This is a genomic window from Granulicoccus phenolivorans DSM 17626 = NBRC 107789 = JCM 15570 (assembly GCF_000423085.1).
GTDB lineage: Bacteria > Actinomycetota > Actinomycetes > Propionibacteriales > Propionibacteriaceae > Granulicoccus > Granulicoccus phenolivorans.
The window spans coordinates 1-12,684 of the sequence record NZ_AUHH01000011.1; the positions used below are offsets into that span (position 1 = coordinate 1).

The window sequence follows — 12,684 nt, forward strand, 5'->3', positions numbered from 1 at the left end:
CGTTGGCCCGTCGAAGCTCCCGGTTCTCCTGCTCAAGCTCTCGCACCCGCTGCGCCTCCGCAGTGCTGATACCGGGCGTGACGCCGTCGTCGATGTCGGCCTGCTTGACCCACATCCGCACGGACTCGACCCCGTATCCGAGCTGCGTCGCGACCCGCTGCACGGTCCCTTGCGTGAAGCCCAGCTCGGCGCGCAGCGCCCTCACCATCCGCACCGCGGCGGCCTTCTCCTCGCTCGAGTAGCGACGCGTCGTCGGCTTCCCCGACGCCAGTTCCTTCGGCATAACTCCATCCTCGTTTCCAAGGTCAGGAGCCTCCAACAATCTCAGGGCGCTTCACACTGCAACCGGTCACGATCAGGGTGAGGGTAGTGAGGATGGCTGCGACGACGCGACCGATGGCAGAGGAACGCTTCACGTCCGGACCTCCTGGATGAGTGGGAACCTCGTCCGGGACTTTCGGGCAGCACCGGACAGGGTCAACATGACCAAAACAGCATGCAGCGTCACGGGCGGATGCGGAAGGACGAAGAGGTTTGGGCCCTCAAAGGAATTCTTATGGCTCTCCTTTTGTGCTCCGACGGGTTTCGGTCGCGCAGGGGAACCGGTCGGCACCGAGCGTCGTGCGCAAAAAGTGTCAGTGGCCTCCGGCAGGATCGAAGCATGGATCTGAACGTGGTGCTTCTGCTCACCGTCGCGCTCATCGTCGGCCTGGTCGCCGGCGCCCTCTGCATGTGGCAGGTGCTGCGAGCCCGGTTGTCGGCGCATGCGGCCAACGACTCCGCGGCGACCGAGCGCAGCCGGGCCGAGCTGACCGCGGCGAAGTCCGATGTGTCCCTGGCCCGGGAGCAGGCCGCCGATGCCCGGGCCGAGGCGGCGCAGGCCCGGGGCGAGGTCGCCGAGGCCCGCGGGCAACTCGCGCAGACCCGTGAGGAAGCGACCCACCAGATCGCCCGGGCCGACGAACGCGCCGCCACGGCCCGGCAGGAGGCCACCACCGCCCGCGCCGAGGCCGCCGAGATCGAGGCCCGGCTGGCCGCCGCGCTGGCCGAACGCGATGCCGCCGCGGAGCAGGCCAAGGCTCTGGCGGCCGATCGGCAGAGCCTGGTCGACCAGTTCAAGGTGCTCAGCGGGGAGACCCTCGACGCCCAGGGCAAGCGCGCCGACAAGGCTGCCGACGACCGGCTGGCCAAGACCGAGCAACTGCTCACCCCGCTGACCGATCTGATGGTGCGCTTCGCCGACCGGCTCGCCGCCGTCGAGAAGGACCGGCATGCCATGGCCGCCGAGCTGCGCAACCAGGTGCAGGTGGTGCAGAGCACCGGCGAGCACCTGCGCAGCGAGACCCGGGCGCTGTCCACCGCCCTGCGCAAGCCGCAGATCCGGGGCGCCTGGGGGGAGCTGCAGCTGCGCCGCATCGCCGAGTACGCCGGCATGGTCGACCGCTGCGACTTCGAGGAGCAGGCCACCACCACGACGGCCCAGGACCGGACGATCCGGCCCGACATGAAGGTGAATCTGAGCCAGGGCAAGTACGTCTACGTCGATTCCAAGGTGCCGCTGAGTGCCTTTCTGGATGCCTACGAGACCGACGACGAGCGGGTCCGGGCCGAGAAGCTGGACCTGTTCGCCAAAAATGTGCGCAGCCACATCGACCAGTTGTCGAGCAAGCAGTATTGGCGCTCGGGCAGCGCCACCCCGGAGTTCGTGGTGATGTTCCTGCCCAATGAGCAGTTCCTGTTCACCGCGCTCGAGCAGTTGCCCGATCTGCAGGAGTACGCCGCCCGCAAGGATGTCGTGCTGGCCACGCCGAACACATTGATCGCGATGCTCCGCTCGATCGCGTACGGGTGGAAGCAGGCCGCCCTCGCCGAGTCCGCCAAGGAGGTCTTCGAGCTGGGCCGCGAGCTCTATGACCGGCTGACCACGATGGGCAAGCACTTCAACAAGACCGGCCGGATGCTCAACTCGGCGGTCATGGCGTACAACGCGACGGTCGCCTCGATGGAGACCCGCGTCCTGGTGACCGCACGAAAGTTCCGCGACTATCAGGTCGTCGATGCCCCGTTGGAGGAGCTGAAGCCGGCCGAGACCGAGGCTCGCTCGATCACCGCCTTCGAGTTGGTCGAGGATGCCGCCGAGGTGCCCCCGATGATCGGCCGCGGCAGCGATCAGCTGCCCGAGCGCGAGCATCTGGTCCGGGCCGAGCCCGACCTGATGGACATGCTCGACACCGAGGCGCCGCAGCGGCAGCGGCGCAGCAGCTGACACCGGTGCCGGCATGAATCCGGATCCCGCGGGCGCCGGCCGACCCGGCCGTCCCGGTTCGGCGCCCATTGATTCGGTGCACAATGGGTCGGTGACCGAACTGACCGCCGCCGACATCGATGCCGCCGCCACGAATCTCGCCGATGTGGTGCGGCGCACCCCACTGCAGGCCAATGCCCGGCTCAGTGAACTCGCCGGCGGATCGGTGCTGATCAAACGCGAGGATCTGCAGCCGGTGCGCTCCTACAAGCTGCGCGGGGCGTACAACATGATCAGTCAACTCAGTGCGGAGGAGACCCGGCTCGGGGTCGTTGCGGCCAGCGCCGGAAATCACGGCCAGGGGGTCGCGTACGCCTGCGCCCGGCTGAAGATCAAGGCCCGAATCTTTGTGCCGACCACCACCCCGCGCCAGAAGCGGGATCGGATGATCAAGCTCGGCGGGGAGTACATCACCCTGGTGGTGACCGGGGAGACCTACGATCAGGCGTCCAAGGCCGCCAAGCTCGACGCGGCCGAGTCAGGAGCGGTCCTGGTCCCCGCCTTCGACGACCCGCGGGTGATCGCCGGGCAGGGCACCGTCGCCGGGGAGATCGTCTACCAACTGGGCAAGGCTCCCGACGTCCTGCTGGTCCCGGTCGGCGGCGGCGGACTGCTGGCCGGCTGCCTGACCTGGTTCCGCGCCAACTACCCGGCAACCCGGGTGATCGGGATCGAACCCGCGGGGGCGGCCTGCCTGCAGGCCGCGATCACCGCCGGACACCCGGTGGAACTGGATGACATCGACACCTTCGTCGACGGCGCCGCGGTCAGCCGCGCCGGGGACGAGCCCTACCAACTGGTCGCCGCGCACGGGGTCGAACTGATCTCGGTGCCCGAGGGCCAGGTCTGCCACGAAATGCTCGACCTCTACCAGGTCGACGGCATCATCGCCGAGCCGGCCGGGGCGCTGGCCCTGGCCGCCCTCGGCCGCCAGGTGCGCCTCAATCCCGGCCAGACCGCCGTCGCGATCCTGTCCGGTGGCAACAACGACGTCTCCCGCTATGCCGAGATCGTGGAACGGGCGCTGATCTGGGAGGGCCGCAAACACTACTTCCTGGTCTCCTTCCCCCAGGAACCCGGCGCCCTGCGCCGCTTCCTCGACGAAGTGCTCGGCCCGGACGACGACGTGACCCTGTTCGAGTACGTCAAGCGCGACAACCGGGAGATCGGGCCCGCCCTGATCGGTCTGGAGCTCGGCAACCCGGCCGAACTGCGCGCCCTGATGGAGCGGATGGAGCGCTCCAACCTGCAGGCCGAGAAGATCGATCCGAACAGCCCGATGTACCGCTTCCTGATCTGAACCCCGTGACCGATCCCACCCCACCCGGCGACCCGACCGCCCGCAGCAACGGCACCAAACGCGCCGACGCCCGACGCAACATCGAGGCGATCGTGGCCGCGGCGACCCGCCTGCTCGCGGTCGACCCGGACGCCAGCATCAGTGCCATCGCCAAGGCCGCCGGGGTCGGTCGGGTCACCCTGTACGGCCACTTCGACTCCCGGGCGGCCCTGATCAGCGAGGTGATCGACCGGGCCATCGCCGACAGCGAACATGCCCTGGCCCAGATGGACCTCAGCGGCACCCCACGCGAAGCCCTCGGCCGCCTGTTGGAATCCACCTGGCACCTGACCCATCGCTACGGCGCCCTGATCGTCGCCGCCGGATCGGTGCTCTCCCCCGAACAGGTACGCCGCGCCCACGACGAGCCGGCCGCCCGGGTCCGCGACCTGATCCTGCGCGGTCGCGAGGTCGGCGAGTTCCGCGCCGGCGTACCGATCGAATGGCAGGTCAGCCTGGTGCAGGCGATCGTGCACATGGCCTCGGCCTCGGTCTACCGCGGCGAAATCAGCGCGGACGAGGCTCCTGCCCTGGTCCGCGACACCGTCCTGGCGGCCCTCGCCGCCTGATCCCCCTCCGGGCCGACGCCCCTCCGGCAGGCGCGCCTGCCCGACCGGCAGACCCGCCGGATCCCCCTCCGCGAGCTGCGCCCAGCGCTCGAGCGCTTCGGTGTCCCCTTTTTCGGGTACCCGCACCCTCTTGTCGTACACAAGTGTTCGACTTACCTTAGTTGTACAGATGTGTTCAACTTAAGGAGTCGTCATGACTGCGTCAGAACCCCTCACTCCCGAATCCGCCGCCCCACCCGACCCGCACCGCTGGCGTACGCTCGCCCTGCTCGGAATCGCCCAACTCATGCTGATCGTGGACGTCACCGTCGTCGCGATCGCCCTGCCCCACATCGGCGCCGACCTCGGCATGGACCGCGCCGGCATCACCTGGGTGGCCAGCCTGTACGCCCTGGTCTTCGGCGGACTGATGCTGCTCGGCGGCAAGGCGGCCGACGTCTTCGGCCCCCGACGCCTGGTGATCGCCGGGCTGACCGTGTTCCTGGGCGCCTCCCTGCTCGCCGGACTGGCCCCCGGCGCGGAGGTCCTGCTGCTCGCCCGGGCCCTGCAGGGGGTCGGGGCCGCCGCCATGTCGCCGGCCGCCCTGTCGGTGATCGCCCGGATCTTCCCCGGCGAGGAACTGCCCAAGGCACTCGGCATCTGGTCCTCCCTCGGTGGCGCCGGGGCCGCCCTGGGCGTCCTGGTCGGCGGGCTGCTCACCTCCGGTCCGGGCTGGCCCTGGGTGTTCTTCGTCAATGTCCCGGTCGGTCTGGTCCTGTTGATCTGGCTGGCGGTCTCGCTGAAGCCGCTGCCGGGCAGCGGCGGCCACCTGGATGTGACCGGCGCGATCCTGGTCACCGTGTCCACCACCGGCATCGTCTTCGGTCTGGTCAGCGCCGGCGATCGCGGCTGGCTCGACTGGTACACCCTGATCCCCATCGCGGTCGGCCTGGTCGGGTACGCCGCCTTCGCCCGGTGGATCCGGCGTACCGCCGAACCGCTGATCCAGCCGGACATGCTGCGCCGCCCCGCGATCCGCAACGGCCTGGCCCTGATCTTCGTCGCGACCGCGCTGATGATCTCGGTGTTCTTCCTCGGCTCGTTCTCCCTGCAGAACCTGCACCGATTCAGCGCCCTGGAGACCGGGCTGTCGTTCCTCCCGGTCGCCATCGGCACCATCCTCGGCTCCAACATCGCCGGTCGGCTCGCGACCCGGTGGGGAGTCCGGGCCATCGCGGTCCTGGGCCTGCTGATCGCCGGGGGCGGCCTGGTCGCCGCCGCCACGATCTTCTCGATGACCGCGCTGATCATCGCCACCAGCGTGGCCGGGTTCGGCGTGGGAGCGGTGTTCGTGGCCGCCTCGGTCAGCATGTTCTCCGCGATCCAGCCGCAGGAGGCCGGCGTCGCCTCCGGTGCGCTGAGCACCTTCCACGAGTTCGGGGCCGCCACCGGCGTCTCGGCGGTCTCCAGCGTCGCCGCGGCCGCGGTGATCGCTCCCGGGTTCGCCGCCTTCGGGCAGGGCTACTGGTTCGCCGCCGCCGTCGCGGTGGTCGCCGCCGCCGTCGGCTTCCTGGTCCTCGCCCGCCCCCGCCGGCCCGAGCCCGCCGCGGCGGGTGCCTGATCAGACGAAATGAACCGTATTGTCCAGCACCGGAATCTGCTGGCGTACCGCCGCCACGTCGCTGACGTCGAGGTCGTACACCAGCAGTTCCGGCGCGTCCCCGGCCCGAACCAGCACCCGCCCCTGGGGCCCGATCACCGCGGAGCGACCGATCCCGGTCGGCGCGCCCGCCCGGGCCTCGACCCCCGCCGCGGCCGGATCGGCCTGGGCGCTGGCCAGGATGTACGCCGTCGCGTCCAGCCCGCGAGCCTGCACCAACAGGTCCCACTGCTCGATCTTCCCCGGCCCCGCGCCCCAGGAGGTCGGCACCAGGATCGCCTCGGCCCCGCGCTCGGCCAGCGTGGTGAACAATCGCGGAAACCGGATGTCGTAACAGATCGCCAGGCCGAAGCGGATTCCGCCGATGGTCACCACGACCGGCTCGGTCCCCGGTTCGACGGTCCGGGACTCCGCGTACCCGAACGCGTCATACAGATGCACCTTGGTGTACGCGGCCTCGATCCCCGGACCGGTGACCAGCAGGGTGTTGCGGACCCGGTCGGGAGTGTCCCCCGGCGTGAACATGCCCGCCACCACGGTGACCCCGCACTCGGCCGCGACCGCGCGTACGCCACTGGCCCACGGCCCGTCCAGCGGCTCGGCGATCCGGGTCAGGTTGTGCCCGAAGGCCCGCATGGTCGCCTCGGGGAACACCACCAGTTCCGCTCCCCGTCCCGCCGCGGCGCGCACCTGTTCGGCCACCAGCGCGCCGTTGCCGGCCACGTCGCCGGTGGAACAGATCTGGGCCAGCGCGACGCGCACGCTCAGCGCCCCTTGCCGACCGCCTTGCGCAGCTCCGGCGGCAGCGCGAACGTCAGGCTCTCCTCGGTCAGCACCTCTTCGGTGGCCTGCGGGAAGCCGCGCTCGGCCAGGGCCTCCAGCACCCCCTGGACCAACGCCTCGGGCACCGACGCCCCGCTGGTCACCCCGACACTGTTCACTCCCTCGAGCCACGCGTCCTGGATCTCGCCGGCGTTGTCGACCCGGTAGGACGCCTTGGCCCCGGCCGCCAGGGCGACCTCGACCAGACGTACGGAGTTGGAGGAGTTCGCCGAACCGACCACGATCACCAGGTCCGAGTGCGAGGCGATCTGCTTCACCGCGGCCTGCCGGTTGGAGGTGGCATAGCAGATGTCGTCGCTGGGCGGATCGATCAGGTTGGGGAACCGCTCCCGCAGCCGCCGCACGATCGTCATCGTCTCGTCCACGCTCAGGGTGGTCTGCGACAGCCAGGCGAGCCGGTCGGGATCGCGGACCTCGACGGCGTCGGCATCCTCCGGCGACTCGACCAGAATGATGTTCTCCGGCGCCTCGCCGGAGGTGCCCTCGACCTCCTCGTGGCCGCCGTGGCCGATCAGCAGGATCTGCATCCCTTCCCGGGCGAATCGCACCGCCTCGTGGTGCACCTTGGTCACCAGCGGGCAGGTCGCGTCGATGGTCTGCAGGTGGCGCCGCTTGGCGTCCTCCTTGACCGCCGGCGCCACCCCGTGCGCGGAGAACACCGTGATGGCCCCCTCGGGCACCTCGTCCAGCTCGTCGACAAAGATCGCCCCGCGGCTCTCCAGGTTCTCCACCACATGCTTGTTGTGCACGATCTGCTTGCGGACATAGACCGGCGGCCCGTAGTGCTCCAGCGCCTTCTCCACCGTCACCACGGCCCGGTCGACCCCGGCGCAGTAGCCACGCGGGGAGGCGACCACCACCTGCTTGGCGTTCGGGCGGGTCTGCTCGCTGATCGTCATGGCGACCAGTGTAGGTCGCGGGCGCAGACGCGCCGAAAACTGTCGGTCCCGCCGCCTAAGGTGTTCCCCGTGGCGATGACCAGTTCCCCCGAGCAACCCCAGCCGCTGCGCGCGGTGGTGCAGGCGGTCAAGGGCTGGGTCGAGCGCTTGGGCTGGATCTGGGTCGAGGGGCAGGTGATCCAGATCAAGCGCCGGGCCGGCCAGCTGCACTTTCTGACCCTGCGCGACCGGCACGCGGAGGTCTCGGTCACCGTGACGGTCACGACCGCGGTGCTCGATGCGGCCGGGCCGTTGACCGAGGGCGCGACGGTGGTCTGTGAACTGCGCCCCAACGTGTTCGCCAAGAGCGGTTCGCTGTCCTTCGTCTGCCAGGATCTGCGCCCGGCCGGCGAGGGCCGCCTGCTGGCCCAGCTCGAGCAGCGCAAACGCAGCCTGCAGCAGGAGGGCCTGTTCGACCGGACCCTGAAGAAGCGGCTGCCGTTCCTGCCCCGGCGGATCGGCCTGGTGGCCGGGCGGGATTCCGACGCCGAGCGCGACGTGATCGAGAACGTCCGCCGCCGGTGGCCGGCCGCGGTCTTCGAGGTCCGGCACTGCCTGGTCCAGGGACCGCGCGCCGCCGAGCAGGTGATGGAAGCGGTGCATGCGCTGGACCGGATGCCCGAGGTCGACGTGATCGTGGTCGCCCGCGGCGGCGGCGCCCTGGAGGATCTGCTGCCCTTCTCCGACGAGGGGCTCGCCCGGACCGTCTTCGCCGCGCGTACGCCGGTGGTCTCGGCGATCGGGCACGAGTCCGACACCCCGATCCTCGACCTGGTCGCCGATGTCCGTGCCTCCACCCCGACCGACGCCGCCCGCCGGATCGTGCCCGACGTCCGTGAAGAGTCCGCCGGTCTGGCACAGATCCACGACCGGCTGGAGCGGGCGATCATCTCGCTGGTCTCCACCGAGCTGCGCCAGCTCACCCACCTGCGCTCGCGCCCCGCGCTGACCAATCCGCTCTACGGGTTCGACCTGCGCCATGCCGAGGTGACCGCGCTGCGCGATCGCGGCCTGCGGGCAGTGGAGCAACGGGCCCGCGCCGAGCAGACCCGGCTCGACCACGCCCTGCAGACCATCCGCACCCTCTCCCCCAAGCGGACCCTGGAGCGCGGGTACGCCATCCTGCTCGATGGGGCGGGGCAGGGGGTCACCTCGGTCACCGAGGTCGATCCCGGTGACGATCTGCAGGTCCACCTCGCCGACGGTGACCTGATCGTCGAGGTCCGCGATGTCGACGACGCGACCCGCCCCGATTCCGACCTGTACGCCGACCCCGAGGAGGGTTTCGATGCCTGACCACAGCCCCGACCGACCCCCGGCCGAGGCCGCCGAACTCAGCTACGAGGCGGCCCGCGAGGAACTGATCAAGATCGTCCAGCAACTCGAGGCCGGGGGCGGCACGCTGGCGGAATCACTGCAGTTGTGGGAGCGCGGCGAACACCTCGCCGAGGTCTGCCAGCGCTGGCTCGACGGCGCCAAGCAGCGGATCGAGGCGGCCCGGGCCGCGCGGACGGAGGACCAGTGACCCGCTCGCGCTGGTCGACGCTGCTGTGGGATCTGGACGGGACCATCTGCGAGTCCGGGCCGATCATCGCCGCCGCCATGGTGCCTGCCCTGGCCGACTACGGCTTCGACATCGCCGGCCGTGACCTGAGCACCTTCATCGGGCCACCGCTGCCGCAGACGATCCGGGAACTGACCGGGGTCACCGACCCGGCCCGGCTGGCCGAGATCGTCGCCCACTACCGCGGCATCTACGTCACGATGATGCACGACACCCCCACCTATCCCGGCGTCCCCGACCTGATCGGCTCCCTGGCCGGCGCCGGCGCCGCGATGGCGATCGCCACCTCCAAGAAGGAATCCAACGCCCGGGCGATGCTGACGGACTTGGGCTTGGCCCAGTACTTCGTCAGTATCCGCGGTGCGTCGGCCGACGAGTCCCGGGCCCGCAAGGCCGACATCATCGCCGACGCGCTGGCCGAGTTGCGTACCGCCGGGGTCGACGTGTCCCGACCGGTGATGATCGGCGACCGGGAACACGATGTGGCGGGGGCGGCCGAGCACGGCGTACCGACGATCGTGGTGGGATGGGGGTACGGCTCCCGGGCCGAGACGCCGGAGGCGTACGCACACGTGGACAGCGTCGCCGAACTCGCGGCGCTGCTCACCGTCTGACTCAGCCCTGCGGGATCACCAGGGTCGAGGCGAAGTTCTGCAGCGACTGGGTCCCGGTGTCGGCGACCACCGCGATGGTCGAGTCCGAGGCCTGGTAGGTCAGCGCCCGGGTCCGGCCATCAGTGGTCCGATATTCCTGCCAGGTCCGCTCACCCACCTGCACCTCGCCGACCGGCCGGGCGTCCCGGGAGACCTGGGCGATGAAGGTACGCGGTTCCCCGTCGGCCTGGTTGACCTCGTAGTAGATGCCGTCCGGGCCGACGTAGCCGATCCGCCAGGTGTTCCGGGTGGCGATCTCGGCATTCAGCGTGGTCTGCCCCTGCTTGGTCCAGGTCGCCCGGGTCGGGATCCAGCCGGTCCCGGCCTGCTCGGGCAGATTCTGCGGCAGCACCACCTGGAAGGGCGCCTCCCGAACCGCCTGCGCGTGCATCGGCTCCCAGTCGACCCGCTGCGGCGGCGGCTCCTTCATGTCGGTGAAGAACCACACGATCAACAGGATCGGCAGCGCGATCAGCAGCAACGCCTTGACCATGTCCAAGGACGTCGACTTCTTCATGGATTCTTGCCGCTCCGCTTTCGCCACCGCGCAATCCTAGCCCCAATGTGCGCCATGCCGGGTTGTCCGGTCGATCGGAGGCGCTGTTGACCGGGCATCAGAGTTGGATGGTGAAGGTCGAGCCCTTTCCTGCCCCCGGGCTTGACGCGATGAGCCTGCCCCCGTGTGCCTCGACGATGGCTTTGCTGATCGTCAATCCGATCCCGGATCCGGTGCGGTCCCGGGTGCGGGCGCTGTCGCCGCGATAGAAGCGCTCGAAGACGTGCTCCAATTGTTCGGGTGCGATGCCCTCTCCGTTGTCGTGCACGGTCACGACGTTGCCGTCCTGATAGCGGCCAACAGCGACCGCCACGGCTCCGCCCGCAGGGGTGTGTCGCAGTGCATTCGACAGCAGGTTGTGCAGCACCTGCCCCATCCGGTTGCGATCCACACAGAGGGTGTGACCGGGCCCGGAGCTGTCATCCAGGGTGAGCGTGACTCCTTTTGCGTCGTAGGCGTCGCGGACCCTGTCCATCGTCGACAGCACCAGGTCGGGGACCGTGACCTCGACGAGATCCAGATCCAGCCGGCCCTCCTCGGCTCGGGAAACGTCATCGATATCGTCGGCCAAGCGCGCCAGGCGTTCTATCTGGGTGTTCAGGACACTCCGTGACTCCGGCCCCAGAACGACGATGCCGTCATGCAGACCCTCGTGATAGGCGCTCAGGGCCGCAATCGGGGTCCGCAGTTCGTGTGCCAGATCGGAGAGCATCCGTCGCCGGGTGTCCTCGACACCTTCGAGCCGGGCGGCCATCGTGTTGAATGCGGCGGCGAGCGTTTCGAACTCGGTGCCGAAATCAACCGGCGGAAACCGGGTGGCGTACTTCCCCTCGCTCAGATCGCGCGCCGCACCGGTGAGTTCGGCCATCGACCGACGAAGACGTCGCGTCAGGGACCAGGTGACCGTGCCCGCGGCGAACATCGAAATGATCACACCGACACCGAGCGAGATGAGGGACGCATCCCGGTAGGCGATCTCGATGTGCAGCAGCTCGGGCGACTCCGGCGAGTGGCCCGCTTCCAGCAGGTGCTGATGGAACAGCGCGGGTCCGACCAGCATGGCGACCAGTCCGACCGTGATCGCCCCGGCAGCCAGCACGATGCTCTGCCCGGCCAGGATCCGGGCCGCGATGCCCGGGGAGCGCTGCGGTCGCACCCTCATCCCTGCCCCATTCGGTAGCCGACGCCACGTACCGTCGTGACGTAGCGGCCGGTCTCGGGATCATCTCCCAGCTTGCGGCGCAGATGCGCCACATGCACATCGACCAAGTGCTCGTCACCACCCCAGTCCGGACCCCAGATCTCGGCTATCAGCTGACGCCGTGAGAACGCCATCGACGGACGCCGCGCCAGCGTCATCAACAGGTCCCGTTCGGTGGGAGTGAGCGCAACTTCGACACCGGTGAGATGGACCCGCTGAGCGTCAGCGTCCACGCGGAGATCACCGAACTCCCACGCCCGGGATCGGGGGGCCTGACCTCCCGTGCTGCGCGGTCGGCGCAGCACCGCCTGAACCCGGGCGACGAGTTCACGTACGCTGAACGGCTTGGTCAGGTAGTCGTCGGCACCGACCGCCAGACCGATCAGGGTGTCGACCTCATCACTTCGCGCGGTCACCACGATGACGTAGCAGTCGGTGAAGGTCCGGATCCGGCGACAGACCTCGATCCCATCCAGTCCCGGCAGACCCAGATCGAGTATGACGACGTCGGGTGCCCGGTCGTGCACGGCCTGCACCCCATCCGGGCCGTTGTGGACCACAAAAGTCTGGAATCCACCCCGTTCGAGGTAGGCAGCGATCATCGCGGCGAGGGTCTCCTCGTCCTCCACGATGAGCACCTTCTGACGTGCGGGCGGATGTGTCGGGCTCACCCGCCCAGTCTCCCCCCTGCTCCCGAACACCGTGCCCGTGCCCGCTCCGCCACGAACGAACAGAGCTTCATCAAACCTCAATGTCACCACGATCCGACCTTGAGCCGTGACCGGCAGGATCAATCCTGGGATTGTCGCGGCGCGCCGAAGGAGACCAACGATGAGCGAGATGGGCTGGTGGATGTGGCCCGTGATGGTTGTCGGCACCATCGCCTTCTGGATCGCCGTGGTGTTCGTGGTTCGGGCAATCCTCCCGACAGCACACAACGGCGCCTCGCGCCCACCGGCGGACCCCCTCGAGGGCCTGAACCGACAGTTCGCCCGCGGCGAGCTGACCGACGCCGAATACGAGCACCGCCGACGCCGCATCGTCGACGGCTACTGAGCACTCCCCGATTCGAAAGGC

14 protein-coding genes are annotated in these 12,684 nt (G+C 69.4%); 8 read left to right on the forward strand and 6 right to left on the reverse strand.

Going from position 1 to position 12,684, the window contains the following annotated elements:
* Positions 1–283 (reverse strand): transposase (locus G531_RS0105745; RefSeq protein WP_035757792.1); only part of this gene is annotated, 283 nt, incomplete at its 3' end.
* 378 nt (positions 284–661) lie between these two features.
* On the opposite strand from G531_RS0105745, the gene G531_RS26890 reads away from it, so the two are divergent.
* The 4 genes from G531_RS26890 to G531_RS0105765 all read left to right on the forward strand — a co-directional run bounded on the left by G531_RS26890 (position 662) and on the right by G531_RS0105765 (position 5,813).
* Positions 662–2,266, forward strand: coding sequence for a DNA recombination protein RmuC (locus G531_RS26890; protein WP_051215113.1), 1,605 nt, complete (start codon positions 662–664; stop codon positions 2,264–2,266).
* A 91-nt stretch (positions 2,267–2,357) separates the two neighbouring features.
* On the forward strand, positions 2,358–3,605 hold the full coding sequence (ilvA, locus tag G531_RS0105755) for a threonine ammonia-lyase IlvA (protein WP_245630430.1): 1,248 nt from the start codon (positions 2,358–2,360) through the stop codon (positions 3,603–3,605).
* A gap of 5 nt (positions 3,606–3,610) precedes the next feature.
* A complete protein-coding gene (locus G531_RS0105760) occupies positions 3,611–4,213 on the forward strand; it encodes a TetR/AcrR family transcriptional regulator (RefSeq protein ID WP_051215114.1) in 603 nt (200 codons plus the stop codon).
* A gap of 193 nt (positions 4,214–4,406) precedes the next feature.
* Positions 4,407–5,813, forward strand: a complete 1,407-nt coding sequence (locus tag G531_RS0105765) for an MFS transporter (RefSeq protein ID WP_026926515.1) — start codon at positions 4,407–4,409, stop codon at positions 5,811–5,813.
* Here G531_RS0105765 and G531_RS0105770 read toward each other — a convergent pair whose 3' ends face one another.
* Together G531_RS0105770 and G531_RS0105775 are read right to left on the reverse strand one after the other, a co-directional pair.
* On the reverse strand, positions 5,814–6,614 hold the full coding sequence (locus tag G531_RS0105770) for a carbon-nitrogen hydrolase family protein (protein WP_026926516.1): 801 nt from the start codon (positions 6,612–6,614) through the stop codon (positions 5,814–5,816).
* A 2-nt stretch (positions 6,615–6,616) separates the two neighbouring features.
* On the reverse strand, positions 6,617–7,594 hold the full coding sequence (locus G531_RS0105775; RefSeq protein ID WP_026926517.1) for a 4-hydroxy-3-methylbut-2-enyl diphosphate reductase: 978 nt from the start codon (positions 7,592–7,594) through the stop codon (positions 6,617–6,619).
* Between the two features lie 69 nt (positions 7,595–7,663).
* On the opposite strand from G531_RS0105775, the gene xseA reads away from it, so the two are divergent.
* From xseA to G531_RS0105790, 3 genes are read left to right on the forward strand one after another with little or no spacing between them, the layout of a single operon-like run.
* Positions 7,664–8,929, forward strand: coding sequence for an exodeoxyribonuclease VII large subunit (xseA, locus tag G531_RS20750; protein WP_051215115.1), 1,266 nt, complete (start codon positions 7,664–7,666; stop codon positions 8,927–8,929).
* Positions 8,922–9,158 (forward strand): exodeoxyribonuclease VII small subunit, encoded by a 237-nt coding sequence (locus G531_RS0105785; RefSeq protein WP_026926518.1) that lies wholly within the window; start codon positions 8,922–8,924, stop codon positions 9,156–9,158. The genes xseA and G531_RS0105785 overlap by 8 nt, the downstream gene beginning before the upstream one ends.
* Entirely contained in the window at positions 9,155–9,811 is a 657-nt protein-coding gene (locus tag G531_RS0105790) for an HAD hydrolase-like protein (RefSeq protein WP_026926519.1), read from the forward strand. Before G531_RS0105785 ends, G531_RS0105790 begins: the two co-directional genes overlap by 4 nt.
* Before the next feature lies 1 nt (position 9,812).
* Here G531_RS0105790 and G531_RS0105795 read toward each other — a convergent pair whose 3' ends face one another.
* The 3 genes from G531_RS0105795 to G531_RS0105805 all read right to left on the reverse strand — a co-directional run bounded on the left by G531_RS0105795 (position 9,813) and on the right by G531_RS0105805 (position 12,278).
* Positions 9,813–10,367 (reverse strand): DUF4245 domain-containing protein, encoded by a 555-nt coding sequence (locus G531_RS0105795; RefSeq protein WP_026926520.1) that lies wholly within the window; start codon positions 10,365–10,367, stop codon positions 9,813–9,815.
* A 97-nt stretch (positions 10,368–10,464) separates the two neighbouring features.
* The gene (locus tag G531_RS0105800) at positions 10,465–11,568 is read right to left on the reverse strand and encodes a sensor histidine kinase (protein ID WP_026926521.1); all 1,104 of its coding nucleotides are present in this window, start codon (positions 11,566–11,568) and stop codon (positions 10,465–10,467) included.
* Positions 11,565–12,278 (reverse strand): response regulator transcription factor, encoded by a 714-nt coding sequence (locus G531_RS0105805; protein ID WP_026926522.1) that lies wholly within the window; start codon positions 12,276–12,278, stop codon positions 11,565–11,567. Before G531_RS0105805 ends, G531_RS0105800 begins: the two co-directional genes overlap by 4 nt.
* A 160-nt stretch (positions 12,279–12,438) precedes the next feature.
* On the opposite strand from G531_RS0105805, the gene G531_RS0105810 reads away from it, so the two are divergent.
* Positions 12,439–12,663 (forward strand): SHOCT domain-containing protein, encoded by a 225-nt coding sequence (locus tag G531_RS0105810; RefSeq protein ID WP_026926523.1) that lies wholly within the window; start codon positions 12,439–12,441, stop codon positions 12,661–12,663.
* Positions 12,664–12,684: the final 21 nt, after the last annotated feature.